Source organism: Methylobacterium pseudosasicola (assembly GCF_900114535.1).
GTDB classification, from domain to species: Bacteria; Pseudomonadota; Alphaproteobacteria; order Rhizobiales; family Beijerinckiaceae; genus Methylobacterium; species Methylobacterium pseudosasicola.
The window spans coordinates 188855-210848 of sequence record NZ_FOTK01000008.1; the positions used below are offsets into that span (position 1 = coordinate 188855).

The window sequence follows — 21994 nt, forward strand, 5'->3', positions numbered from 1 at the left end:
CCTCGTTCTCTTCGTCGGGCGATGCCGACGGGCCGGCTCAGCCGGAAATCGGTCGTCGCATCAGGTTGTCAGGCGATGGCCGAGACGCAGCGCGCGCGAAAGCGCGGCCCCTCGGCGAAGCGGCCTCTATAATTAGCGCGATGCGGCGCGTCAACGCGGAACAGCCCGCAGCTATCGGCGCGAGCCCAAGTTCTTAGATCTTGACATTTTTCCTATGTTCTTGTTTTGTTTCAGGCGGCCACGGAATGGGCGGTCTGGCAGGGCTTGGCCACGATGCGTGAAAAGTCTCAAGCGCACAGCGAGTCTATCGTCCTGCGCAACGTTCTCGCCGGTCTCGTACTGGAGACCAAGCTGATCCGCCTGCAGCGGCAGCTCCAAGCCAAAGGTTGGGAGACGCAGCCACGCGCCCCAGCAGGACAGCCAAACGGCGGCGAGTGGGTGCAGGGTCCCGGCGGTGGCCAGTGGGCCTCGCTCCACGAGGATCGACCCGGCGGACCGTCCCCACAGGATCCGCCCGCACTTACGGACAGCACGACGCTCGAGGATGGGACGCGCGTCCTCTCGATCCGAGTGCATGCTGGGCGAAAATCCTTCGATGAACAACACACCGTTACAGCGCCGGACGGCGAGCGCCGGATCTTCGAGACATCCGGCGCTACGCAAACAATCCTAGACGGTCAAACCGGCGATGTGCTGTCGCGCAGCATCTTCACGGCGACGGACTTCGTCTCGGAACCCCTCGTGCAGCCAGCTTTCCTTCCAGCTGTGCCGTTGGCGATCGAAGGCGCTCTTGCGGCGATTCAGTCAGCGCGAACGCTCGAACTCGCCCTTTCGCTGCTGACGGTTCTGTCAGCGCGCAAGAACGGCTTCGGAGCAGTGCTGGGGCTAACTGCGCACGAATATGCGCTCGACGCGAGTTCTCAGGCGAACATGGCGATCTGGGTCGGACCAATCGGTCAGCAAGCTCTCGACGGTGCTTGCCCACGCAACGGCGAAGTTCGAGCCATGACCAATGAAGTCGCGAAAACGGACAGGGCGTCGGGAAACTATCGGAACGCGACGGATTTCGGCAACAAAGTCCATATCGAAATCGCGAGACGGGTGAATTTACAAGCGGATCAGGATTTCAAAGCCGAACTCCTACTTGACCCTTCTGGACATAAGCCGAATGCACGACGCCCTGGAAACGTCAGGCTCGACCTGCTGGAAAATGTCAGAGCCTCGCAGACCGTGTGCATCTACGACTACAAAACCGGCAACGGGGAGATTTCGATGGCCCGCGCTGCGCAGCTCGTTGCAGCCGCGGCAAAATCATATCCTGGCCTTCGACGAATCATCATGATTCAAAAGAGACCGGAATTATGAGCTCGGCTCCGCAGATCAAAAGATTAGCCGGCCCTTTGTTCGCCCGGCATAACAATCTGGTGATGGTCGCCGGAAACATCGTATGTTTCTGCCCAGTTACACACTGCACTCGGTATGTTTACATCGATAATCGACCAAAGCGAGGTTACTTCACCGTCGAATGGCATGTCGACACCCTGTTTGAGCCTTCGGACTCTGCCTACATCGCCTTGGGTAGAACGTTCGGCCTGCTTGGCCGGTCGCTGCGCTACCGGCCCGAGGGGCAGACCGGTCTCTTCGAGTGGGATGACCCGACCATGCCCGGCGATTTCGTCGATCAGGTCGAGGCCGAGATCCTACCTCTGTTCGACAGCCTCGACACTTTGGAGAAGACGATCGCGTTCCTGCGCCCACACCCGCAGAACCCCTTCGCAAACTATCCGCCCTGGAAGACGCTCATGCATGTCGCCCTCGGCGAGATTTCGGCCGCACAAGCGACGTGGCAGGCCGTGATGCATCATTACGTGACCGGAACGGTCCTCCAGGACGCTCGGAGCCAACGCCAGTACGATCAGTGGTGCTTGTTGACCGAGCCGCTGATGGCTGACGATCGCGCGGCATTGGCGCGGTTGCTGCACGGCTGGGAGGCCTCCAACGTCATCGGCACGAAGCTTGAGTCTTATTGGCTTCCGACACCGTTCCCACTTGAACTCGGTGCGTGAAGTATCGTCTGACGGGTTGAAGATCGCAGCATACAGTGCACGACAGCAAACGATCACTCCGGCCAGCGCAAAGCCGCCGCCGCCGCCAGCGTGCCGACTACGGCGGCGATCAGGGTCAGCGCCGCCAACACCGCCAGCGGCACCAGGAACGGCACCGTGCCGCCCGTCGCCGCCTGGGCGGCCGAGACGCCGAAGATCAGGCTCGGAATCATCAGCGGCAGGACCAAGACGGCGAGAATCAGCCCGCCCCGGCGAATCGAGGCAGTCAGCGCCGCTCCGACCGCACCGATGAAGCTGAGCGCCGGGGTTCCGGCGAGCAGCGTCAGCGCCGTGGCGCCCATGGCGGTGCCGTCCAGGGCGACGAGGAGGCCGAAGAGCGGCGAGGCGAGCGCCAGGGGCAGACCGGTGGTCAGCCAATGGGCCGTGACCTTGGCGAGCACGATGCCTTCGAGGGGCACCGGGGCGGCACTCATCAGGTCGAGGGAGCCGTCCTCCTCGTCGGCCTGAAACAGTCGGTCGAGGCCGATCAGGGTCGAGAGCACCGCGGCGAGCCAGAGGATCGCGGGTCCGATCCGCGACAGCAGGTTGAGGTCGGGCCCCAGCGCGAACGGCACCAGGGCGACGATCATCAGGAAGAACACCAGCGACAGGGCACCGGAGCCGCCGACCCGACCGGCCAGGCGCAGGTCGCGGGCGATCAGGGCGAGGATCGCGCGGGTCACGCCCAATCCTCCAGGGGCTCGGGCTCCGGAGCGGCCGACGCCTCGATGCGCAGCTCTGCCGCCCCGTCGAGGCCGAGCGCCTGGTGGGTGGCGGCGATCACGAGGCCGCCGCCGGCCCGATGCGCCGCCATCAGGCCGGCAAGCAAGACCTGCGAGGCGGTGTCCAGGGCCGCGGTCGGCTCGTCGAGGAGCCAGAGCGGGCGCTCGCAGACCAGCAGCCGCGCCAAGGCCACCCGCCGCCTCTGGCCGGCCGACAGGTAGCCCACCGGCAGGTCGTGGGCATGGCCGAGGCCGAGCTGCTCCAGCGCATCCCGGGGCGACAGGCGCGGCGCACCGAGGAGTTTTTGGGCGAACAGCAGGTTCTCGCCGGCGGTCAGCGAACTCTTCAGCCCGTCGCGATGGCCGACGACGTGGAGAAATTCCGGCAGGCTCGCCTCGCCGACCTCGGCCACGTCGATGCGCCCGGCATCTGGCCGCAAGCGGCCCGACAGGATCGCGAGCAGGCTCGATTTCCCGGCGCCGTTCCGCCCGGTCACCGCCAGGGCATCACCCGGCCCGAGGGCGAAGGCCAGACCGGAAAAAATGCGGCGCCCGGAGCGGCGGCAGGCGAGATTGTCCACGCTGAGCCGCACCCGATACCCCACCCTCTCCCGCCGACGCGCGGCGCCTCCATGCCCGATTGCGGCCCGCAACGGAACCGTGCCGCTACGCTGCGTCTTTTTCTCCGGTACCGGAGGCTCCGATGAACGAGGCACACAACCCGACCGAGGCCGAAGTCGCCGCGACGGCGGATGCGATGGCAGGCCGGGCGCTGGTCGAGGCGCGGATGGCGCTCTGCACGTCCGAGGAACAGGCGGCGTTCTGGGAGGCGGTGGGGCGCTGCTTCGGCGGCGGCAAGCCGCCCGACATGCAGGCCGCCGACTGATCAGGTCCCCTTTCGCGTCAGCGCCCGCAGCGCGCCGCGGAAAGTGCGGACATCCTGCTCGGTCAGGCTCATGCGGTGGAGCATGTCGCGCATGTTGCGGGCGATGATCTCCCGCTTTTCCGGCGGGTAGAACCGGGCTTCGTCGAGGGCCGTCTCCAGGCTGCCGAACAGCGACATCAGCGCCTCGCGGGTGGCCGGCGGCGACAGCAGCTCCCCCGAGAACGGCAGGACCGCCCGCCCGCTGGCCTGGCGCCAGGCATACCCGACCAGCAGTACCGCCTGCGCGAGATTCAGCGAGGGGAAGTCCGGCGAGACCGGGAAGGTGATGATCGCATCGGCCAGCGAGACCTCGTCATTGGTGAGCCCCACCCGCTCGCGGCCGAACATCACCGCATTGCGTTGCCCCTCCCGGGCGACCAGCTCGCCCATGGCGGCCTCCGGGGCGAAGACCCGCTTCATCTGTCCGCGCTCGCGGGCCGTGGTGGCAAGGACGTAGTGCAGGTCACCGATCGCCTCGGCGACGCTGCCGTGGATCGTCGCCCGGTCGAGCACGTGGGTCGCGCCCGAGGCCGCCTCGCGCACGCCCTTCTTGGGCCAGCCGTTCTTCGGGTTGACCAGACGCAACTCCGACAGGCCGAAATTCGCCATGGCCCGGGCGGTCATGCCAATATTCTCGGCGAGCTGCGGCTCCACCAGGATCACCACCGGGGCGATCCCCGGCGGCACCTCGGTGATCTTCGTCGGCTTCTCGCTCGATGCGTCTGGGGTCGTCATGCCGGCCCTCTGGCACAGGGGGCGACCGCCCGTCGAGGGCCGGGTGACGAAGCCGGCCGGATGACAGCCCGCGCCTTCCGCTGCCGAAAAGGTCGCGCTATGTCGCCGGGGCGATACGGACCCGGTCGATATTCGGGCGGGCGACCGCACGGCCCTTGCATGCCGTGCGCGGGGACAACGCGAGAAGGCATCGGTCCATGGCGAAGATCAAGGTAGCGAACCCCGTCGTTGAACTCGACGGCGACGAGATGACCCGGATCATCTGGGCCGAGATCAAGAACAAGCTCATCCATCCCTATCTCGACGTCGACCTCGAGTATTACGACCTCGGCGTGGAGCATCGCGACGCCACCAACGACAAGGTCACAGTGGACGCCGCCGAAGCGATCAAGCGCCACGGCGTCGGCGTGAAATGCGCCACCATCACCCCTGACGAGCAGCGGGTGAAGGAGTTCAATCTTAAGGAGATGTGGCGCTCGCCCAACGGCACGATCCGCAACATCCTGGGCGGCGTGATCTTCCGCGAGCCGATCATCTGCAAGAACGTGCCGCGGCTCGTGCCCGGCTGGACCCAGCCCTTCGTGATCGGCCGCCATGCCTACGGCGACCAGTATCGCGCTACCGATTTCAAGGTGCCCGGCAAGGGGCGCCTGACCATCAAGTTCGAGGGCGACGACGGCACCGTCATCGAGAAGGAGGTGTTCAAGTTCCCGGACGCCGGCGTCGCGATGTCGATGTACAATCTCGACCAGTCGATCATCGACTTCGCCCGCGCCTCGCTGAATTACGGCCTGGCCCGCAAGTACCCGGTCTACCTGTCGACCAAGAACACCATCCTCAAGGCCTATGACGGCCGGTTCAAGGACCTGTTCCAGAAGGTCTACGAGGAGGAGTTCGAGGCCAAGTTCAAGCCGCTCGGGATCACCTACGAGCACCGCCTGATCGACGACATGGTCGCCTCCTGCCTGAAATGGTCGGGCGGCTACGTCTGGGCCTGCAAGAACTACGACGGCGACGTGCAGTCGGACACCGCCGCGCAGGGTTTTGGCTCGCTCGGCCTGATGACCTCGGTGCTGATGACCCCGGACGGCCAGACCGTCGAGGCCGAGGCCGCCCACGGCACCGTCACCCGCCACTACCGCGAGCACCAGAAGGGCCGCGAGACCTCGACCAACTCGATCGCCTCGATCTTTGCCTGGACCCGCGGCCTGTCGCACCGGGCCAAGCTCGACAACAATGACGAGTTGGCGAAGTTCTCGGCGACGCTGGAGAAGGTCTGCGTCGACACCGTCGAGGCCGGTCACATGACCAAGGATCTCGCGCTCCTGGTCGGCCCCGACCAGAAGTGGCTCTCGACCACGGGCTTCCTCGATAAGGTCGATCAGAACCTGAAGAGCGCGATGGGCGTCTGAGACGACTTTTCGGTTAAGGCTTGAGCGGCGGGCGCCTCCAGGGCGCCCGCCGTTTTCATGTCGTCGTCCGGCGGGGCCGGCCGAGCGCCAGGGCGGTCGCCGCCAGCGTCACCGCCATCCCCACGGCCTCGGCCATATCGATGCGCTCCCCGGCAAAGGCGTAGCCGATCAGGACGGCGATCACCGGGCTGACGAAGGCGTAGAGCCCGGCCCGGAACGCGCCCCAGTCGCGCAGCAGCATCAGGAAGATCGGGAAGGCGATCAGCGATCCGCCGCCGACCATCACGGCGAGCCCCTGCAGGACGCGCGGGTCTGGGAGGGCGGCGAAGCGGGCCGGATCCCAGCCCTCCACGGCCAGCGAGATCGGGATCAGCCCGAGCGTGCCGAGGCCCGATTGCCAGAAGGCCAGCACGACCGGCGGAGTCACGCGCACCAGCGGGCGACTGATCACCGTGCCCCAGGCATAGGCGAACGTGCCGAGCGCCACCGCCGCGAGGCCGATTGCAGCCTGCCCGCCCTCCCCGCCGGTGCCGAGGCGGCTGGAGAACAGCAGGCTTAAGCCGGCGAGGCCGAGGATGATGGCTGCGACCCGGAGCGGGGTGATCGGCTCCTGCCGGTAGGCCGCCCCGATGCCGATCAAGAAGATCGGAATCAGCCCGAGATTGACCACGGCGGCCAGCCCGCTCGGGGCCTGCGCGAGCCCCCAGAACACAAGGGCGTAGCAGGCCGTGGTGATGAGCATCGAGGCCGCCAGGACGCGCCCCGGTTGCTCGACCCGCAGCGTGAAACCGCGCAGCCGCGCCAGCACGAGAAACCCGAGCGCCGCGAAACTGAAGCGGAGGCAGGCGAAGAAGATCGGCGGCAGGACCTCCATGGCGAGCTTGGTCGGCAGCCAACCGGCGCCCCAGATGAACGCCATGAGGAGGAAGGCGAAGATCCGGCTCGATTCCGCCGGCCGTCGCCCGGCCGCATCGGCCAGCGATGCTTCAGACATCGGCCGCCGCCCTGGCGCCCGCGCAATCGATCATCGGCCGGGAGACCATCACGGTCGGGGTCCTGCACGTCGTCGCGACCATCGGCGGAACTCGCCCGGCGCCAGACCCTATGCACCGCATCCCGACCTCGACCTTCAATTCCCGGCCGATCCGGATAGACCGGCCGTGGGTCGAACTGGCGCCCTGGTCCGGGACGGTCAATCGCGCGCCGAGCACAGCAGGCGCGAGTTCCAAGCAGGGGCCACGGCGCAATGAGCCGCAGCCCCTGCCTGATCAGGCTTCCGCCTGACGATCCGGCCCGCAACTCTCCGCGAGCGCGCGGCCGACCTCGATCAGCAACAGGTCGATCGCGGCCCGCATCAGCGGGTCGCCGACCGAATCGATCAGGTCGCGCACCGTCAGGCACTGGGCCGCGAGGGTGTCCAGCGGGGCATCATTCATGTTGGGACTTCTCATCAGGCAGCCAGGTAGGCCGGCTCGGACACGAGGACGGAGCGGCTGTCGCCATGCACCGTGCGGAGGCGCGCCAGGGTGCGCTCGTCGAAGGCGGCGGTGGCCGCCATGATCTCCTCGCCGCCGATCAGCACCGGCAGGCCCAGCGGCTGGGCGCGGAAATGCAGCTGGATGACGTGGATCATGTAGAGGGTCGGCATCTGCAGCAGCAGGCCGGTGAGGCCGTGCGCCATGCCCCACTCGACGATGCCGGTGAGCAGCGCGATCGAGACTGGGTTGACCACCCGGCCCCGGGCACGGTGCGAGCGGGCCACGCCCTGGCGGGTCCATTCCCAGAGATGGGGACCGGCAGGCCGCTCGCCCTCGCAGAGCTGCGGATAGACGTCGGACAGGAGGTGCGGGCGGGTGGTCGGCAGCAGGCGGCTGTAGCCGATGACCCTGTCGCCCTCCATGGCCAGGAAGTGCACCGCGTGGGCCGTGTCGAACTGGTCGATCTCGCGCCCGTCCGGCCGGGCCAGATCGGTCCAGCCCTTCTCCTCGACGAAGATTTCGTGCCGCAGGCGCCAAGCCTGCTCCATCGCGCCGGCATATTGCAGCGCGTTGGCGGGGGTGACCACATGGATCATGGAACAACCTCACGTCTCTATGGCGTGAGTGTCCCGCGTCGGTGGCCGGGTGTGTACTACGTAAAACCGTAGGGTCGCGTGCATCGAAAGCGGTCAATACAACCGCAAATATCGGCTGCGGGCGGCGGGGTGCCCGTCCGCGCTGGTGTTGCCTCTAGGTTATCAGGCCGGCCCGCAGCGCCTGGGCCACGGTATGCGCCTTGTTGACCGTGTCGAGCTTCGTGCGCGCCGAGCGCAGATGGTAATCGACCCCCGCCGCGGTGATGCCCATGACCATGCCGATCTCCACATCGGTCTTGCCCTCGGCGGCCCATTGCAGGGTTTCACGCTCCCGGGGCGACAGGCGCACCGGCTCGCCGGGCACCGGCCGGCTGTTCATCAGCAGCAACTGCCCGACGGCGTAGGTCGCCACCAGATTGACCGCGATCCGGTCGGCCGCCTCGATCTCGATCGCCGCACCGGAGAAGCTGATGCCGCCCGGTTCGCCGTCGAGGGTGACGAACGGGATCGTCAGGCCGGCCCGGATGCCGAACTCGGTGGCCTCGTTCATCACGCGACCGGCCGCCGGAGTGTCGGGCTGCACGGCGCCCCAGTCGAATGGCACGGCGCTGGTGCAGAGGCGGCGAACCGTCGGGTCGTGCACCGCGTAGCCGCGGGCGACGTAACGGCGGGCCCATTCCTCCGGCATGGTGCTGGCCAGAACGTATCCGGCGTGACGCCGCGCCGGGAGGTTCGGCTCCGGCACGATGCCGGCCATGACGTAGGAAATCCCGTAGCCCCCGAGTGCGCCGACCAGCAGGCGGGCGATCTCGTCGGGCGTCGCGGCCCGGTCGAGATCACGTAAGACGTTGAACGTCCTGTCCAAATGTCTCGCTTGCGGCATGCTCGCCCCGAAATTTTGCACGTAGCGCGACAAATCGCTGGCCACCACAACCTTAGGATGGCATCTGCGGCGCTTCGGCGATAGGTTGTCGGCGAAATCTCTCCCGCGAGGCCGAATTCACTTCGGCTTCGATGTGTGACCCGTATCGGGTGCGAGCTTCGAGCCAATGATCGACGATGAGACGCCTCCGACGACGCGCTACCTGCTCGAACGCATCGCCCAGACTCTGGACGTGCCGCCCGCCTATTTCTTCCGCGTCGAGTCCACGCCGGCCGATCCGTCCGGGCCGAGCATCGCGCAGTGCGAGGAGGCCGCCTCCCTGTTCCGTGCGATCCGGTCGCCGACCCGCCGCGGCGCGGTGCTGAAGCTGCTCCGCGAGATGGCCGCCGATAGCTGATCGCCCGCTCGTCCCGTCTGTCTTTGATTCTTAGGGACGTTACGGCCTCTGCCGCCCTTGCGAGCGCAGGAAAAACCGGCCCCCCGCTCCGGCCGGAAACCGCAGCGGCTTTGCGCGGTTCAGGCGGCCACCAAGAGAGCAGCACCGGCGACGCCGGAGAGGACGAGCCGCAGGCGGCCGAGCCACAGCGGTACGAGGCCACGGCGGGGCAGGTCCTGATCGATCAAGCCCCAGGCCAACACCAGGGCGCCGAGGATGCGCAGATCCCAGGGCGCCGGCGCGGCCATCGCCGCCCAGGCCACCAGGGATGGGATGATCGCAAGGAGGTAATCGCCGTTACCGGAATTGCGGGCGGCGGCCGCGCCCCAACGGATTCCGCCCAGGAACGACGCGATCACCGCCCCGTAGGCTGACAGGATCGTCCGCGGCGACAGGCCGATGCTGCTCAGGCCGCCATCGGTGCCCGAGACAGCCAGCGCCGCGAAGCCCAGGAACGGAATGAGGCCGGCCACGCCGAGCACGAGCGCGCTGATCGGGACGGGGTTCCGATGCGCCATCCATCCTCCGAGCCGCCCTACGGGCAGCGGCCACGCGTCTTCAACACGGGCGGTACCACCTGTGCGAAGCGTTCCCGCATCACGGCAGAGCGGTCAAGCTGGGATCGGGGCGGCAAAAGAGAGCATCACCCCGAACGGTTTGCCGCCTTTCGGGGTGATGCTCGAGCCGCCATCCGCGACCACTATGACTTGCGCGACGGCGCGGTGAAGGTGTTCGGGTTCGGCGTGGGTGCGCCGAGCAGCGACATCGGCGCGGTGATGCCCTCCTTCGGGGCGGGCGGCTCGTTGACCGCCGGGTCGATCTTGCGCGGCTTGAAGGTGGCGGCGAGGCTCTTGGCGCTGGCGAGGTCGGCGGGGCTCAGCTTGTTCGCCACGTCGTCGCGCTTCTTGGCGGCGTCGTCGTCGCCCTGCGCCGCCGCGGCGGAGAACCAGGCGTAGGACTGCACCAGATCCTGCGTCAGGCCGAGGCCGCGGGCGTAGAGCACCGCGAGGTTGTACTGGCTGTCGCGGACGCCGAACTCGGCCCCCTGCCGGAACCACGAGGCCGCCGACGCGAAGTCGGGCTTGCCGTTGGCGGCGGGGTTCTCGGCGTAGAGCACTGCCAGATTGTGCATCGAACGGGCATGACCCTGCTCGGCGGCGCGGCCGTACCAGAGCTTCGCCTTGTCGAGGTCGCGGACGAGGCCCGAGCCCTTCTCGTAATGACCGGCGAGCTTGTACTGAGCCGGGGCGTAGCCGGCGACCGCCAGCTTCTCAAACAGTTTTGCCGCAACAGCGAGGTCACGCGGCATGCCCCGGCCATCCGCCTCGCGGGTCGCCAGATCCCAGATCGCCGTGCCGTCGCCGTCGAGCGCCGCCTGCTTCACCTTGGCGAGTGCCGGCGGCAGGGTGCCGAGATCCGCCTGCATCGTGTTCATGCCCGAGACCTGCGGCACCGCCGCCTTGACGTTCGCCGGACGCGGGTCGGACGGGGGCGTGGTCGGGATGGCCTGCGTGGTCACGGGATCGGCGATCGGCGCTTTGGGCGTCTGCGCTTCGGGGGCGGCCTCAGGGCGCGTGTCCCGGGCCGGCTCGGTCCGGGCCGGGGCGACCTGCGAGGTCTGGACCGGGCGGGGGGCCTCCTCGGGCGCGCGCAGGCTGATCGCCTGGAGCGCGCCGAGCGCCAGCACGATGGCGGCCAGCCCGAGCAGCAGCGGCCGGCGGCGGCGGTTGATCTCGGCCCGCAGGCGATCGAAGCGGCTCTCTCCCGATACCGCCGGCTCGCTGTCGCCCTTCTGGGCGCGCAGGTCCCGGCGATCGGCCGGCGCTTCCGCGGCCAGTTCCGCCTGGGCGGCCTGGGCGGCGCGGCGGGCCGCCGCGATGAAGCTGGTCTTGATGTCGGTCTCGCCGGCCTCCGGGTCCGGACGGCCGCGCGCCGGCTCAGCTGAACGGTCCCGGGTGGCCCGGCGGGCAGCGGTCTCCCGCGCCGGGCGCGGCTCGCGTCCCGGGCGCCCGCTACCGGGCTCCAGCAGGTCGTCGGCCAGGCGCGACGCCTCGGAGGCAGCGCTGCGGGCGACCTCCGGGCTGGTCGAGGCGAGCAGGCGATCGTCGAGGGACGGCCCTCGCGGGTTCATCGCCTCGGCCGGGCCGAGCCGGTTGACCAGGCGTTCGAGGGCGGACTGGACGCCCTCCAGGGTGGCGCCGAGGCGCTGGTCCGACGCGATCTGCCGCGCCTGCATGTCGGCGAGGCTCGCCCGCAGAAGCCCGATCTCACCGAGATCGGCGCTGGGGATCGCGGATCCCTTCAGCGTCTGAGCGACGGCGTTGCGCGCGGCGCGCTCGACGGCGGCCTCGCTGGGCGCCGATTCGCGGAGCGCCGCGACCTGCTGCAGCAGGTCGTCCATGGAGCGACCGAGGCCGGCCAGGGCCGGATCGCCGCCGCGGGGCGCATCGAGCCGGCCCGCCAGCGAGACGACCTGCTTCTCCAACGCGTCGAGGCCCTCGTATTCCGAGCGGCTGCCGACCTGATCGACCTTGTCCACGAGGCTGCGCAGCATCGCGTGGATCGAGGCCATGTCGCCGGACTGAGCCGGATCCGACGCCCCGGAACGGTCGAACCGCTGGTCCCGGGTGTACAGGCCGTCGACCTTGTCGGCGAGCGTCTGGATCTGCTCGGCGATGGCCGCCGGCGCGGCGGTGCGCACGTCGCTGCGGATCTCCTCCAGCAGCGGGCGCAAGCTCGCATCGGTGCCGGTCCGCTGCAACTGCGCGATCTGGGCGCTCATGGCCTGGAGACTGTTCGCCAGCCCCTGGATGCGCTCCGGACCGGCCAGGGCGCCGATGAGGCGGCGGATCTCTTCAAGCTCGGCGAACAGGCCGGCCAGGGTATGGCCGTCCGAACCGGCGGGGCCGGTGGCGGCGACGCTGTCGAGGCGCTCGGCCAGACGGCGGACGTCATCGGCAACGCGGGTGTGGACGTTCTCGGCCACCTGCTCGGCCAGGCGCTCGACCTGCGCCCGGACCTGCTCGATCGGGGCCGCGATGGCGGCGAGATCGGTGCCGACCTGCGCCCGCTCGATGCCGTGGGCGAGCGAGATCACCGCCTGCTCGAGGGCGCCGACATCCCGGCTGGTCGCCAGCTGGTTGATCGCCTCGCGCAGGCGCACGGTCTCGCGCTGCAACTCGGACACGGCGGCCGACGGGCCGGCCATCTCCTCGACCCGAGCCTCCAGGCGGCGGGCGAGGTCCATGCGCATGCTCGCGACGACGCCGCCATCGGACTGGCCGGCCACGAGCGCCCGCTCGCCGACGCCCTCCGACAACTCGCGCTGGCGCTGGCGGATATCCTGGACGGCATTCCGAACCTCGACCACGTCCGGGCGCCCGCGGCGGGCGGCGGGGCGCGCGGAGGCGAATTGCTCGCCGAGCAGGGACATGCGCCGCTCGATGTCGCCGAGGCGCTCGGTCACCTGCTGGACCGGCGTCGCCTTCAGGGCGCGCTCGATCCGGGTTTCGATCTCAGCCAGACGCCGGGCTTCCGCCTCCTGGGCGAGGCGCCGTTCCTCGTCGAGGGTCCGGTTGAGGCCGTCGATGCGGCTCATCAGGGCGGCGAAGCCCTGGCCGTAGGAGTCGGGGCCCGATTCCGGCAGCGTCTCGGCCGGCCGTGCGAATCGGGAGGCTTGGTCCGCGAGGTCGTCGTGGTGATCGATCTCGTGCCGATCCTCCGGCCTAACGGCCTTCTCGGTGCGGGGCCGGCGACGCGGGCGGCGATTCCCCTGCACGCTCTGCTGCTGGGGCACCACCGAGGCGATCCAGGTCTCGAGCGGCACCCCCGCTCGCGCCGCGACATCACGGGCGGCATCCAGCACCTCCGGGTCGAAACTGTCGAGCTGCGGCATGGCGTTACGGGTCATCGGAGGCCTGTCGTCGGCAGCGTTCAGCGCTGATCCTGTTCGCGGGGCGGGACCGAGAGACGGTATCCACGGAACGCGGGTGCCGGATCGTTCGAGGCGACCTTTAACTTTCTTGGTAAACACACGGTTAAGGCGAGGTTGACCCAGTAATCTTCGGCGCAGGCGTGCATGAGCCTGACACGTCGCCCGCCCGCGTCGGCTGCGCCGTTGCTCCGGACGCGGGCACGCGCTTAGATGCCCGCAAACGGGCGGGCCGATAATGGCGATCAGCCCGCGCAAGGGGGAACCAGGTCATGCCGATTTACCGCGCACCGGTCGACGACACGCTGTTCCTGCTCAACGATGTCCTGGGCTTCCACAACCGGGACAACCTAGCCGGGTTCGCCGATGCCTCTCCGGACGTGGTCGAGGCGGTTCTGCGCGAGGGCGCCAAGCTCGCCGAGGAGGTTCTGGCTCCGGTGAACCGGGCGGGCGATCTGGAAGGCTGCCGCCGCGAGCCGGATGGCAGCGTGCGCACGCCCACGGGCTTCAAGGCCGCCTACGACGCCTACGCCAAGGGCGGCTGGATGGGCCTCGCGGTCCCGGAAGAATTTGGCGGCCAGGGCCTGCCGCACACGGTCAACACCGCCATGCAGGAATTCGCCTCCGGGGCGAACCTGGCGCTCGGGATGTATCCGGGCCTGACCCAGGGGGCGATGGCCGCGCTCCTGGTCCACGGCACGGACGAGCAGAAGGCGCTCTACCTGCCCAAGATGGTCGAGGGCGCCTGGACCGGCACCATGAACCTCACCGAGCCGCATTGCGGCACGGATCTCGGGCTCCTGAAGACCAAGGCAGTGCCGAACGGCGACGGCTCCTACAGCCTCACCGGCACCAAGATCTTCATCTCGGCCGGTGAGCACGACCTGGCCGAGAACATCGTCCACCTGGTCATCGCCCGGATCGAGGGCGCGCCGGCCGGGACCAAGGGCATCTCCCTGTTCGTGGTGCCGAAATTCCTGGTGAACCCGGACGGCTCGCTCGGCGCCCGCAACGGCGTGTCCTGCGGTTCCCTGGAGCACAAGATGGGCATCCACGGGAACAGTACCTGCGTGATGAACTACGACGGCGCCACGGGCTGGCTGGTCGGCCAGGAGAATCGCGGCCTCAACGCCATGTTCGTCATGATGAACGAGGCGCGGCTCGCGGTCGGCGTCCAGGGGCTCGGCCAATCCGAGGTCGCCTATCAGAACGCTGTCGCCTACGCGAAGGAGCGGCTCCAGGGCCGGGCGCTCACCGGCGCCAAGGCGCCCGACAAGGCGGCGGACCCGATCCTGGTTCATCCGGATGTCCGCCGGACGCTCATGCAGATCCGCGCCTTCAACGAGGCCGCCCGCGCCCTGATGCTCTGGACCGCCCTGCAGGCCGACATCCTGCACCGGTCCGAGGATGCCAAGGAGCGCCAGACTGCCGACGACCATCTCGGCCTGCTCACCCCGGTGGTGAAGGGCGTGCTCACCGATCGCGGCTTTGCCAACGCCGTCGAGGCGCAGCAGCTGTTCGGCGGCCACGGCTACATCGAGGAATGGGGCATGTCGCAGTTCGTGCGCGATGCCCGCATCGCCATGATCTACGAGGGCGCCAACGGCATCCAGGCCATGGACCTGATCGGCCGCAAGCTGCCCAAGGACGGCGGCCGGGCGATGATGACCTTTTTGGGCGAGGTCCAGACCTTCCTGAAGGACCACGGCGAGGATCCCGCCATGGCGCCGTTCACCCAGCCGCTCCAGGCCGGGCTGAACGATCTCCAGGGCGCCGTGATGTGGCTGATGCAGAACGCCTTCGCGAAGCCCGACAATGCCGGCGCTGGCGCCGCCGACTTCATGCACCTCTTCGGCCTCGTGGCACTCGGTTACATGTGGGCGCGGATCGCCAAGGCGGCCCAGGCCCGCAACGCCGAGGAGGCCTCGCCCCGCTGGGACTCCAAGCTTACCACCGGCCGGTTCTTCATGGAGCGGATGCTGCCGGAGACGAGCCTGCGTCTCGCGCGGATCAAGGCCGGGGCGGAGACGACGATGGCTCTAGCGGACGAGGTTTTTTAGGCTTGGGCCTGTCCTACCCATCCACCTCATCCTGAGGTAGCGCGAAGCGCCCTCAAAGAAGGCCTCTAGAGATCGTTGAGATTCTGGAGGCCTTCTGACGAAGCGCCCGCTTCGCGAGCGCATCTAAGAGGAAAGGCGCAGTTGGGAGATCCCGAATTACGCGGTTCCCCGTCAGATCATTCAGCCCATCATCCAACGCGGTCATTGCGAGCGTAGCGAAGCAACCCAGGGCAGCGCACGATCTCAAAATTTAGCGAATCCCTGGGTTGCATCGCTACGCTCGCAATGACGGGATAGCTACGAATCAGGTCCTCGAAAGCCGCGCGAGATGCCTGCCCTGCTCTCACCCGCTTGAAAGTGGGAAGGCCACTTTCAAGCCCGCAGCGCGCCGTCCAGATCCTCGATCAGGTCCGCCGGATCCTCCAGCCCGATCGACAGCCGCACCACCTCCGGGCCCGCGCCGGCGGCGGTTTTCTGGTCAACGGTGAGTTGGCGGTGCGTGGTCGAGGCCGGGTGGATCACCAGCGAGCGGGTGTCGCCGATATTGGCGAGGTGCGAGAACAGCTGCAGGTTCGAGACCAGCTTCACCCCGGCCTCGTAGCCGCCCTTCAGCCCGAAGGTGAAGACCGCGCCTGCCCCGTTCGGCGTGTAGCGCTGCGCAAGCGCGTGGTAGCGGTCGGTCTCGAGGCCTGGATAGCTCACCCAGGCCACGGCCTCGTGCTGCGCCAAGTGCTTGGCCACAACCAGGGCGTTGTCGGAATGGCGCTGCATCCGCAGCGGCAGGGTCTCGATGCCGTTGAGGATCAGGAAGGCGTTGAACGGCGACAGGGACGGGCCGAGGTCGCGCAGGCCGAGCACGCGGCACGCGATGGCAAAGCCGAAATTGCCGAAGGTCTCGGCAAGCACCATGCCGGAATATTCCGGCCGGGGCTGGCTCATCATCGGATAGCGCGCGTCGCCCGCCCACTGGAACGAGCCGCCGTCAACGATCAGGCCGCCGATCGAATTGCCGTGGCCACCGAGGAACTTGGTGGCCGAGTGCACGACGATGTCGGCCCCGTGCTCCAACGGCCGGATCAGGTACGGCGTCGCCATGGTGTTGTCGACGACCAGCGGGAGGTTGTGTTTTTTCGCGACGGCGGACAGCGCCGCGATGTCGGTGATGACCCCGCCCGGATTGGCGATGGACTCACAAAAGATCGCCTTGGTGCGCGGCGTGATCGCCGCCTCGAACGAGGCCGGGTCGTCGTTGTCGGCCCAGGCCACCGACCAGCCGAAGTTCTTGTACGAGTGATTGAACTGGTTGATCGAGCCGCCATACAGCTTGTTCGAGGCGACGAACTCGTCCCCCGGCTGCATCAGCGCGTGCATGGTCAGGAACTCGGCGGCATGGCCCGAGGCCACGGCGAGCGCCGCGGTGCCGCCTTCGAGCGCGGCGATGCGCTCCTCCAGCACCGCGTTGGTCGGGTTGGTGATCCGCGAGTAGATGTTGCCGAAGGCCTGGAGCCCGAACAGCGAGGCGGCGTGGTCGACATCGTCGAACACGAAGCTCGTGGTCTGGTAGATCGGCGTGGCCCGCGCGCCGGTGCTCGCGTCGGGCGCGGCGCCGGCATGGATCGCCAGCGTGTTGAAGCCGGGCAGGCGGTCGGTCATGGTCGGGTCTCCTCGCACCGTTCCGCCTGTATGCCCGCCCGGGAGCGGTGCGCAAGGTCGTGGCGGGCGCCCTCCGGCTACGCGTCGTGCGATGCGCCGATATCGACGTGAGGCTGCCCGGCATCGACCAGGGCGCGGTCGACGGCCTCGATCGCCAGCAGGGTCCGGGTCAGGTCCTCCGCCATGGAGATCGGGGCGACGTCGAGGCCGCCCAGCCGCTTGGCGATGGCGTTCCTCTGCCGCGCCAGGGCGCCGCGTGCGCGCTTCAGGTCTTCGACCTCGTCGAGGGTCATCCGCTATCCCTTTCCCGGCCCGAGCCGATCAGTCGCCGGGCGTCCAGTCGATGTTCGGCCGCTGCGCCAGCATCCGGTCGAAGTAGTTGGCGACCGCCTGGGCGCCATCCGTGTGCATCATCGCGACCGGATGCGCGAGGTAGGCGCGGGCCAGATCCATCGGAATCTGCCCGGACTGGAGCGCTTTCAGCACTTCGTCGATGAAGGCGTCGTTGGCCTCGTTGAAGTCACTCGACAGCTTCTTGCGGTCGTTGAGCGCGTTGATCGGCATGCCGTGTCCTCTGGTGCGGTCTGGGGGCGCGCGCGAAAGAGATCGCGGGCAGTCTGGCAAGTCTTTGTGCCACGTCAGGAAATGGCGGATTGCAACGGCGCGCGAGCGTCCGGTCGAACCGATGCGCGGGTGAAATCTTCGCCACCGCCGAACAGTCGATGCACCTTTCACGAGCGTGCGATGGCACACTTAAGTAACCGTGCGGGGCGGCGCGTTGGAGCGGAAATCCGGCGTGGTACGTTAATCTGCCATGTCGATCGATCTGATAGCCGCCCACAGCGTCGAAGTCATTCCCTGCGCGAGCGATCCGCGGTGCTTTCGCTGGATCATCCGGGCGGGCGGCGGCGCGGTGGTGGAGCACTCGCCCTACGCCTTCGTGACCCAGAACGGCGCCCGGATCTCAGGGGAGTGCTGGATCCGCGAACATTTCGCCGATGGGGCGCGGAGCTGAGGCCGCAGCCTTCGCCGGCTCTTCGCCCACACCGCCAATTAGGCGAAGAATTGAAGGGGGGTGTGCCGCCGGCGCTAAGTCTCTTCGCAGCAATTGCCGCGTCGCACTGAAGCGGACTGATCGCGTCTCGCCGAAACCAGCAGAGGCAGGCTAAGCCTCAAAAAGCAAAAACGCCCATGCGGGCGTTTTGCAAGATCTCAACCGGGATTTGGAAAACTGGAGCGGGCGAAGGGATTCGAACCCTCGACCCCAACCTTGGCAAGGTTGTGCTCTACCCCTGAGCTACACCCGCTCACTAGTGCCTGGCCGCCTGGACTTCCGTGCCGGCGGCCCCCGGCGGCGCTCTCTAAACACCATTCCGCCGGGGGACGCAAGCGCCCTTTTTCAGGTTCGTGACGATTCACCAATTCGGGTCGGGCGGGAGGCCCTGGCGGATCTCTTGGAGCCGAGCCAGTGTCGCCCGGGTGGTGCCCTCGGGTGGTGCATCGGCCGGGAAGAATCCGCAGGCGGCGATCTCCCGGTCGGGGGCCTTCGGGCGCAGCACCGCGAAGGCCGGCAGCACGAACACCGCGACATGGTCCCGGGGCGCGGCGGCGGCGTTGCGGTAGAGCCCGTGCAGGCGCAGGGGCGCCTCGGCGACGATCTCCGCCTCCTCGCGGAATTCGCGCTCCATGGCGGCGCTGGCGGTCTCGCCGCGCTCGACACCGCCGCCGGGCAGGTGCCAGCCGCTGATGTAGGTGTGGCGGACCAGGGCGACGCGCCCCTCTCCATCGAGGGCGACGCCGCGCACGCCGAGCGTCACGCCCCGGGACGCGAGCGCCCCGAGGTGGAACAGGCGCCGCAGGAACGGCCGGTCGAGAAGCATGTTTTGGGGCGCTGTCAGACGACGTCGAGGGTGATCTCGCCCAGGCCGGCGATCGCCGCGACCATGCGCTCGCCGCGCCGCACCGGGCCTACGCCCGACGGGGTGCCGGTGAAGATCAGGTCCCCGGGCTGCAGGGTGAAGTAGGTCGACAGGTAGGCGATCTGCTCGGCCACCGACCAGATCATGTCGGCGAGGTCGCCCTTCTGGCGGACGTCGCCGTTCACCGCGAGCGTGATCGACCCCTTGGCCGGATGGCCGATCGCCGAGGCCGGGTAGAGGGCGCCGATCGGGCCGGAGCCGTCGGCCGCTTTCCCGAGATCCCAGGGCCGCGACAGCTTCTTGGCCTCGTCCTGGAGGTCGCGCCGGGTCATGTCGAGGCCGATCGCGTAGCCATAGACGTGGTCGAGAGCCGTCTCCACCGGGATGTCGCTGCCGCCGCCCGCGAGCGCGGCCACCAGCTCGACCTCGAAATGGTAGTTCTCGGTCTTGGGCGGGTAGGTGTGGGGCGTCGGCTCGGACCCGACGCACTGCAGGGCATCGGCCGGCTTCATGAAGAAGAACGGCGGCTCGCGGTCGGGATCGGCGCCCATCTCGCGGGCATGGGCGGCGTAGTTGCGCCCGACGCAGTAGACGCGGCGCACGGGGAACAGGTCGCTGCTGCCGGCGATCGGCAGGGCGATGCGGGGCGGGTTCTGGATGACGGAGAGCATCGCAACCTCTGCGGTGGGGCGCCCTGATCCGGGCGCTTGGCCGTCCCGGGCGTGGGTAAGGCGTGGGTAAGGGTTGTAAGGCGTGCAGGGGCCTGCGCCATCCCGGCGCTTGCAAGGCCTACGCCCTGGTCTACAAAATTTTGCCGATGATGCCGCCAGCCCTCACCCACGATACGCTGCTCAGCGCCCTGCGCGACGGGCTCGGCGCGCGGCACGTGCTGACGGAGCCGGACGACCTCGCCCCCTACTTGGTCGAGAGCCGCAAGCTGTTCACCGGCTCGGCGCTGGCGGTGCTGCGCCCGGGCAGCACCGAGGAGGTCGCCTTCGCGGTCCGGGCCTGCACCCAGGCCGGCATCGCCGTGGTGCCGCTCGGCGGCAATACCGGGCTCACCGGCGCCGGCATCCCGCAGGGCGGCGTGGTCCTGTCGCTGGAGCGGATGAACCGCCTGCGCGCGCTCGATCCGGTGGATTCGACGATCACCGTCGAGGCCGGGATGATCCTCTCGGAGGTGCAGGATGCGGCCGAGCGGGCCGGCCTGCTGTTCCCGCTCTCCTACGCGTCGCGGGGGTCCGCTCGGATCGGCGGCGGTATCGCCACCAATGCCGGCGGCATCGCGGTGCTGGCCTACGGCAATGCCCGGGACCTCGTCCTCGGGCTAGAGGTGGTGCTGGCCGACGGGCGGGTGTGGAACGGGCTGAAGGCGCTCCGGAAGGACAATGCCGGCTACGACCTCAAGCAGCTGTTCATCGGCTCCGAGGGGACGCTGGGCATCGTTACCGCGGCGGTGCTTAAGCTGTTTCCGCGGCCGCGTTCCACCAGCGTCGCCTTCGTGGGCCTCGACTCCGCCCGCGCCGCCCTGGACCTGTTCGTGGACCTCCGCGCCCGGATGGACCGCGACCTCACGGCCTTCGAGTACCTGCCCCCCTTCGCCCTGGAGATCGTGCTCCGCCACGTCCCCAGCACGGTCCGGCCGCTCTCCGGGGACCATGGGGCCTACGCGCTGATTGAGATCTCCTCCGCGCGGCCCGACGCAGATACCCGGGCCGAGCTGGAAGCCGCCCTCGGTGCGGCTTTGGAGGCCGGGATCATCGCCGACGCGACCATCGCGGCGAGCGGCGCCCAGAACGCCGCGCTCTGGAGCCTGCGCGAAGGCGTGCCCGAGGCCCAGACCCGGGAGGGTGCCTCGATCAAGCACGACGTCTCAGTGCCGCTCTCGAAGCTGCCCGAGTTCCTGGAGCGGGCGGGCGCGGCCTGCCTCGCGGCGATGCCTGGCCTGCGCCCCTGCGGCTTCGGCCATTTCGGCGACGGCAACATCCACTTCAACCTGACCCAGCCGGCGGCCCTAGACCGCGCGGCGTTCCTGGCGGAATGGGGCCGGTTCAACCGGATCGTCCACGACATCGTGCACGAGCTCGGCGGCTCGATCGCGGCCGAGCACGGCGTCGGCCTGATCAAGCGCGACGAGCTCGCGTATTACGGTGACCCGGTCGGGCTCGACCTGATGCGCCGGGTGAAGGCGGCGCTCGACCCGGCAGATTTGATGAATCCGGGGAAGGTTCTTCCGGGCCGGGACCGGACGCCGCCGGCTCTGGCTTAGCGGGCAAAAGCCGAACCCCGGCGTGGTCGGGTTTCGACCGTTCACGGTCATGCAGACAGCGACCGGCACTTTTCGAAAGCGTCCATGCGTCGGACGTGCAGCCCCTTCGACTTGGGGTGGAAAGCGGACACACCACCCCTGAGTCTCACATGCCCGATTCGGCTATCAGACGACGCGCATTCCACGTGCTCGTAAAGGACATGATTCAGCGCTTTCGAGATGTTTGCAGTAACGGTCGGCATCGGACTGTTGCGCTTGGCCGGCGACTCCCGGTCTTTGCAGAGACCGTTCTAAAAACAACCCCGTCATCCCGGGGCCGCGTAGCGGAACCCGGGATCCAGAAGCATTGGCGGATGAATGGCTTGCGCTGACGGCGGCTCTGGATCCCGGGCTCGCCTGCGGCGCCCCGGGATGACAGGGTGGAGGCTGAAGCGTCTGCGGAAACCTGGGATCCGTGGAGGAAGGATAGCCCTCCGCGACCCATCGCCTGCTGCCGCGATGCTTTCTCGGCTGTCACCCTGGCAAGTCATAGGCGCCTACCATCGGACCTAGAGCAGTCACCGACCGGGTTGAATCGTCTGGGGTTTCCGCCACGACGGGGTTGTGATTCGATGCGCGGCTTTCCGAGGAGGAGAGCCGATGGCGTCTGCCCTATCTGTCGATCTGCGCGAGCGGGTCGTGGCTGCGATCGAGGCGGGCGCGTCACGCCGGGAAGCGGCACGACGTTTCGAGATCAGCCCGGCCAGCGCCGTGCGCTGGCACGGGGCCTTCGTGCAGGAGGGGCGGACGCAGGCCAAGCCGATGGGTGGCGATCAACGCTCGCACACTATCGAGGCGCAGGCCGACCTGATCCGGCAGACCTACGAAGAG

24 protein-coding genes and 1 tRNA gene are annotated in these 21994 nt (G+C 68.4%); 10 read left to right on the plus strand and 15 right to left on the minus strand.

Going from position 1 to position 21994, the window contains the following annotated elements; genetic code table 11:
* The first annotated feature begins 225 nt into the window (after nucleotides 1-225).
* Both BM228_RS10940 and BM228_RS10945 read left to right on the plus strand, forming a co-directional pair.
* Nucleotides 226-1365 (plus strand): hypothetical protein, encoded by a 1140-nt coding sequence (locus tag BM228_RS10940; protein WP_092039864.1) that lies wholly within the window; start codon nucleotides 226-228, stop codon nucleotides 1363-1365.
* Nucleotides 1362-2066 (plus strand): hypothetical protein, encoded by a 705-nt coding sequence (locus tag BM228_RS10945; RefSeq protein ID WP_139234075.1) that lies wholly within the window; start codon nucleotides 1362-1364, stop codon nucleotides 2064-2066. Before BM228_RS10940 ends, BM228_RS10945 begins: the two co-directional genes overlap by 4 nt.
* A gap of 53 nt (nucleotides 2067-2119) precedes the next feature.
* On the opposite strand, the gene ccmB is transcribed toward BM228_RS10945, so the two are convergent.
* Together ccmB and ccmA are read right to left on the minus strand one after the other, a co-directional pair.
* Nucleotides 2120-2788, minus strand: a complete 669-nt coding sequence (gene ccmB / locus BM228_RS10950; RefSeq protein WP_092039869.1) for a heme exporter protein CcmB — start codon at nucleotides 2786-2788, stop codon at nucleotides 2120-2122.
* The gene (ccmA, locus tag BM228_RS10955; protein ID WP_092039871.1) at nucleotides 2785-3420 is read right to left on the minus strand and encodes a heme ABC exporter ATP-binding protein CcmA; all 636 of its coding nucleotides are present in this window, start codon (nucleotides 3418-3420) and stop codon (nucleotides 2785-2787) included. The genes ccmB and ccmA overlap by 4 nt, the downstream gene beginning before the upstream one ends.
* A 110-nt stretch (nucleotides 3421-3530) precedes the next feature.
* On the opposite strand from ccmA, the gene BM228_RS10960 reads away from it, so the two are divergent.
* A complete protein-coding gene (locus tag BM228_RS10960; protein ID WP_092039873.1) occupies nucleotides 3531-3713 on the plus strand; it encodes a hypothetical protein in 183 nt (60 codons plus the stop codon).
* Here BM228_RS10960 and BM228_RS10965 read toward each other — a convergent pair whose 3' ends face one another.
* Nucleotides 3714-4487 (minus strand): RNA methyltransferase, encoded by a 774-nt coding sequence (locus tag BM228_RS10965; protein ID WP_208612019.1) that lies wholly within the window; start codon nucleotides 4485-4487, stop codon nucleotides 3714-3716. It abuts the gene before it with no gap.
* A gap of 197 nt (nucleotides 4488-4684) precedes the next feature.
* On the opposite strand from BM228_RS10965, the gene BM228_RS10970 reads away from it, so the two are divergent.
* Nucleotides 4685-5899 (plus strand): NADP-dependent isocitrate dehydrogenase, encoded by a 1215-nt coding sequence (locus tag BM228_RS10970; RefSeq protein ID WP_092039876.1) that lies wholly within the window; start codon nucleotides 4685-4687, stop codon nucleotides 5897-5899.
* A 55-nt stretch (nucleotides 5900-5954) separates the two neighbouring features.
* On the opposite strand, the gene BM228_RS10975 is transcribed toward BM228_RS10970, so the two are convergent.
* Nucleotides 5955-6893 carry a DMT family transporter gene (locus BM228_RS10975; protein WP_092039879.1) on the minus strand — a complete coding sequence of 313 codons (939 nt, stop codon included), beginning with the start codon at nucleotides 6891-6893 and terminating at the stop codon, nucleotides 5955-5957.
* On the opposite strand from BM228_RS10975, the gene BM228_RS33730 reads away from it, so the two are divergent.
* Nucleotides 6881-7183 (plus strand): hypothetical protein, encoded by a 303-nt coding sequence (locus tag BM228_RS33730; protein ID WP_139234076.1) that lies wholly within the window; start codon nucleotides 6881-6883, stop codon nucleotides 7181-7183. The two genes, BM228_RS10975 and BM228_RS33730, sit on opposite strands and share 13 nt — an antisense overlap.
* On the opposite strand, the gene BM228_RS10985 is transcribed toward BM228_RS33730, so the two are convergent.
* From BM228_RS10985 to BM228_RS10995, 3 genes are all read right to left on the minus strand, one after another.
* Nucleotides 7168-7335 carry a hypothetical protein gene (locus BM228_RS10985; RefSeq protein WP_244537097.1) on the minus strand — a complete coding sequence of 56 codons (168 nt, stop codon included), beginning with the start codon at nucleotides 7333-7335 and terminating at the stop codon, nucleotides 7168-7170. The genes BM228_RS33730 and BM228_RS10985 overlap by 16 nt on opposite strands.
* A gap of 14 nt (nucleotides 7336-7349) precedes the next feature.
* Nucleotides 7350-7973 (minus strand): acyl-homoserine-lactone synthase, encoded by a 624-nt coding sequence (locus BM228_RS10990; RefSeq protein WP_092039886.1) that lies wholly within the window; start codon nucleotides 7971-7973, stop codon nucleotides 7350-7352.
* A gap of 154 nt (nucleotides 7974-8127) precedes the next feature.
* Nucleotides 8128-8838 (minus strand): LuxR family transcriptional regulator, encoded by a 711-nt coding sequence (locus tag BM228_RS10995; protein ID WP_244537098.1) that lies wholly within the window; start codon nucleotides 8836-8838, stop codon nucleotides 8128-8130.
* 184 nt (nucleotides 8839-9022) lie between these two features.
* On the opposite strand from BM228_RS10995, the gene BM228_RS11000 reads away from it, so the two are divergent.
* Nucleotides 9023-9253, plus strand: coding sequence for a hypothetical protein (locus tag BM228_RS11000; protein WP_092039889.1), 231 nt, complete (start codon nucleotides 9023-9025; stop codon nucleotides 9251-9253).
* A 119-nt stretch (nucleotides 9254-9372) separates the two neighbouring features.
* Here BM228_RS11000 and BM228_RS11005 read toward each other — a convergent pair whose 3' ends face one another.
* Together BM228_RS11005 and BM228_RS11010 are read right to left on the minus strand one after the other, a co-directional pair.
* On the minus strand, nucleotides 9373-9810 hold the full coding sequence (locus tag BM228_RS11005; RefSeq protein WP_092039891.1) for a DUF3429 domain-containing protein: 438 nt from the start codon (nucleotides 9808-9810) through the stop codon (nucleotides 9373-9375).
* 182 nt (nucleotides 9811-9992) lie between these two features.
* A complete protein-coding gene (locus BM228_RS11010) occupies nucleotides 9993-13202 on the minus strand; it encodes a tetratricopeptide repeat protein (protein ID WP_092039894.1) in 3210 nt (1069 codons plus the stop codon).
* 293 nt (nucleotides 13203-13495) lie between these two features.
* On the opposite strand from BM228_RS11010, the gene BM228_RS11015 reads away from it, so the two are divergent.
* Nucleotides 13496-15283 (plus strand): acyl-CoA dehydrogenase C-terminal domain-containing protein, encoded by a 1788-nt coding sequence (locus BM228_RS11015; protein WP_092039896.1) that lies wholly within the window; start codon nucleotides 13496-13498, stop codon nucleotides 15281-15283.
* Between the two features lie 372 nt (nucleotides 15284-15655).
* Here the strand turns inward: BM228_RS11015 and BM228_RS11020 are convergent, their stop codons facing one another.
* From BM228_RS11020 to BM228_RS11030, 3 genes are all read right to left on the minus strand, one after another.
* Nucleotides 15656-16936: an O-acetylhomoserine aminocarboxypropyltransferase gene (locus BM228_RS11020; protein WP_092039899.1), complete on the minus strand. Its 1281-nt coding sequence runs from the start codon at nucleotides 16934-16936 to the stop codon at nucleotides 15656-15658.
* Between the two features lie 77 nt (nucleotides 16937-17013).
* Nucleotides 17014-17229, minus strand: coding sequence for a hypothetical protein (locus tag BM228_RS11025; RefSeq protein ID WP_092039902.1), 216 nt, complete (start codon nucleotides 17227-17229; stop codon nucleotides 17014-17016).
* 28 nt (nucleotides 17230-17257) lie between these two features.
* The gene (locus BM228_RS11030) at nucleotides 17258-17500 is read right to left on the minus strand and encodes a hypothetical protein (RefSeq protein WP_007561629.1); all 243 of its coding nucleotides are present in this window, start codon (nucleotides 17498-17500) and stop codon (nucleotides 17258-17260) included.
* Nucleotides 17501-17750: 250 nt separating this feature from the next.
* Here BM228_RS11030 and BM228_RS11035 point away from each other — a divergent pair, with 250 nt between their 5' ends.
* The gene (locus tag BM228_RS11035) at nucleotides 17751-17951 is read left to right on the plus strand and encodes a hypothetical protein (protein ID WP_092039905.1); all 201 of its coding nucleotides are present in this window, start codon (nucleotides 17751-17753) and stop codon (nucleotides 17949-17951) included.
* Between the two features lie 217 nt (nucleotides 17952-18168).
* Here BM228_RS11035 and BM228_RS11040 read toward each other — a convergent pair.
* From BM228_RS11040 to BM228_RS11050, 3 genes are all read right to left on the minus strand, one after another.
* Nucleotides 18169-18243: transfer RNA gene (locus tag BM228_RS11040), tRNA-Gly, on the minus strand.
* Nucleotides 18244-18351: 108 nt separating this feature from the next.
* Nucleotides 18352-18816, minus strand: a complete 465-nt coding sequence (locus BM228_RS11045; RefSeq protein WP_092039908.1) for an NUDIX domain-containing protein — start codon at nucleotides 18814-18816, stop codon at nucleotides 18352-18354.
* 14 nt (nucleotides 18817-18830) lie between these two features.
* A complete protein-coding gene (locus BM228_RS11050; RefSeq protein ID WP_092039912.1) occupies nucleotides 18831-19526 on the minus strand; it encodes a fumarylacetoacetate hydrolase family protein in 696 nt (231 codons plus the stop codon).
* 149 nt (nucleotides 19527-19675) lie between these two features.
* Between BM228_RS11050 and BM228_RS11055 the strand changes: the two genes are divergently transcribed.
* Both BM228_RS11055 and BM228_RS11060 read left to right on the plus strand, forming a co-directional pair.
* Entirely contained in the window at nucleotides 19676-21124 is a 1449-nt protein-coding gene (locus tag BM228_RS11055) for an FAD-binding oxidoreductase (protein ID WP_092039963.1), read from the plus strand.
* A gap of 639 nt (nucleotides 21125-21763) precedes the next feature.
* Nucleotides 21764-21994: helix-turn-helix domain-containing protein (locus BM228_RS11060; RefSeq protein ID WP_208612020.1), on the plus strand; the 231-nt coding region annotated here is incomplete at its 3' end.

Excerpts from the sequence above, each read along its gene's own strand:
- BM228_RS11050 (WP_092039912.1), bottom strand. The coding sequence starts at position 19,526 with ATGCTCTCCGTCATCCAGAACCCGCCCCGCATCGCCCTGCCGATCGCC.
- BM228_RS11030 (WP_007561629.1), bottom strand. The coding sequence starts at position 17,500 with ATGCCGATCAACGCGCTCAACGACCGCAAGAAGCTGTCGAGTGACTTC.
- BM228_RS10945 (WP_139234075.1), top strand. The coding sequence starts at position 1,362 with ATGAGCTCGGCTCCGCAGATCAAAAGATTAGCCGGCCCTTTGTTCGCC.
- BM228_RS11045 (WP_092039908.1), bottom strand. The coding sequence starts at position 18,816 with ATGCTTCTCGACCGGCCGTTCCTGCGGCGCCTGTTCCACCTCGGGGCG.
- BM228_RS33730 (WP_139234076.1), top strand. The coding sequence starts at position 6,881 with ATGCTTCAGACATCGGCCGCCGCCCTGGCGCCCGCGCAATCGATCATC.
- BM228_RS10990 (WP_092039886.1), bottom strand. The coding sequence starts at position 7,973 with ATGATCCATGTGGTCACCCCCGCCAACGCGCTGCAATATGCCGGCGCG.
- BM228_RS10970 (WP_092039876.1), top strand. The coding sequence starts at position 4,685 with ATGGCGAAGATCAAGGTAGCGAACCCCGTCGTTGAACTCGACGGCGAC.
- BM228_RS10960 (WP_092039873.1), top strand. The coding sequence starts at position 3,531 with ATGAACGAGGCACACAACCCGACCGAGGCCGAAGTCGCCGCGACGGCG.
- BM228_RS11035 (WP_092039905.1), top strand. The coding sequence starts at position 17,751 with ATGTCGATCGATCTGATAGCCGCCCACAGCGTCGAAGTCATTCCCTGC.
- BM228_RS11000 (WP_092039889.1), top strand. The coding sequence starts at position 9,023 with ATGATCGACGATGAGACGCCTCCGACGACGCGCTACCTGCTCGAACGC.
- BM228_RS10965 (WP_208612019.1), bottom strand. The coding sequence starts at position 4,487 with ATGACGACCCCAGACGCATCGAGCGAGAAGCCGACGAAGATCACCGAG.
- BM228_RS11010 (WP_092039894.1), bottom strand. The coding sequence starts at position 13,202 with ATGACCCGTAACGCCATGCCGCAGCTCGACAGTTTCGACCCGGAGGTG.
- BM228_RS11025 (WP_092039902.1), bottom strand. The coding sequence starts at position 17,229 with ATGACCCTCGACGAGGTCGAAGACCTGAAGCGCGCACGCGGCGCCCTG.
- BM228_RS11015 (WP_092039896.1), top strand. The coding sequence starts at position 13,496 with ATGCCGATTTACCGCGCACCGGTCGACGACACGCTGTTCCTGCTCAAC.
- BM228_RS11005 (WP_092039891.1), bottom strand. The coding sequence starts at position 9,810 with ATGGCGCATCGGAACCCCGTCCCGATCAGCGCGCTCGTGCTCGGCGTG.
- BM228_RS10975 (WP_092039879.1), bottom strand. The coding sequence starts at position 6,893 with ATGTCTGAAGCATCGCTGGCCGATGCGGCCGGGCGACGGCCGGCGGAA.
- BM228_RS11020 (WP_092039899.1), bottom strand. The coding sequence starts at position 16,936 with ATGACCGACCGCCTGCCCGGCTTCAACACGCTGGCGATCCATGCCGGC.
- BM228_RS10985 (WP_244537097.1), bottom strand. The coding sequence starts at position 7,335 with ATGAATGATGCCCCGCTGGACACCCTCGCGGCCCAGTGCCTGACGGTG.
- BM228_RS11055 (WP_092039963.1), top strand. The coding sequence starts at position 19,676 with ATGCCGCCAGCCCTCACCCACGATACGCTGCTCAGCGCCCTGCGCGAC.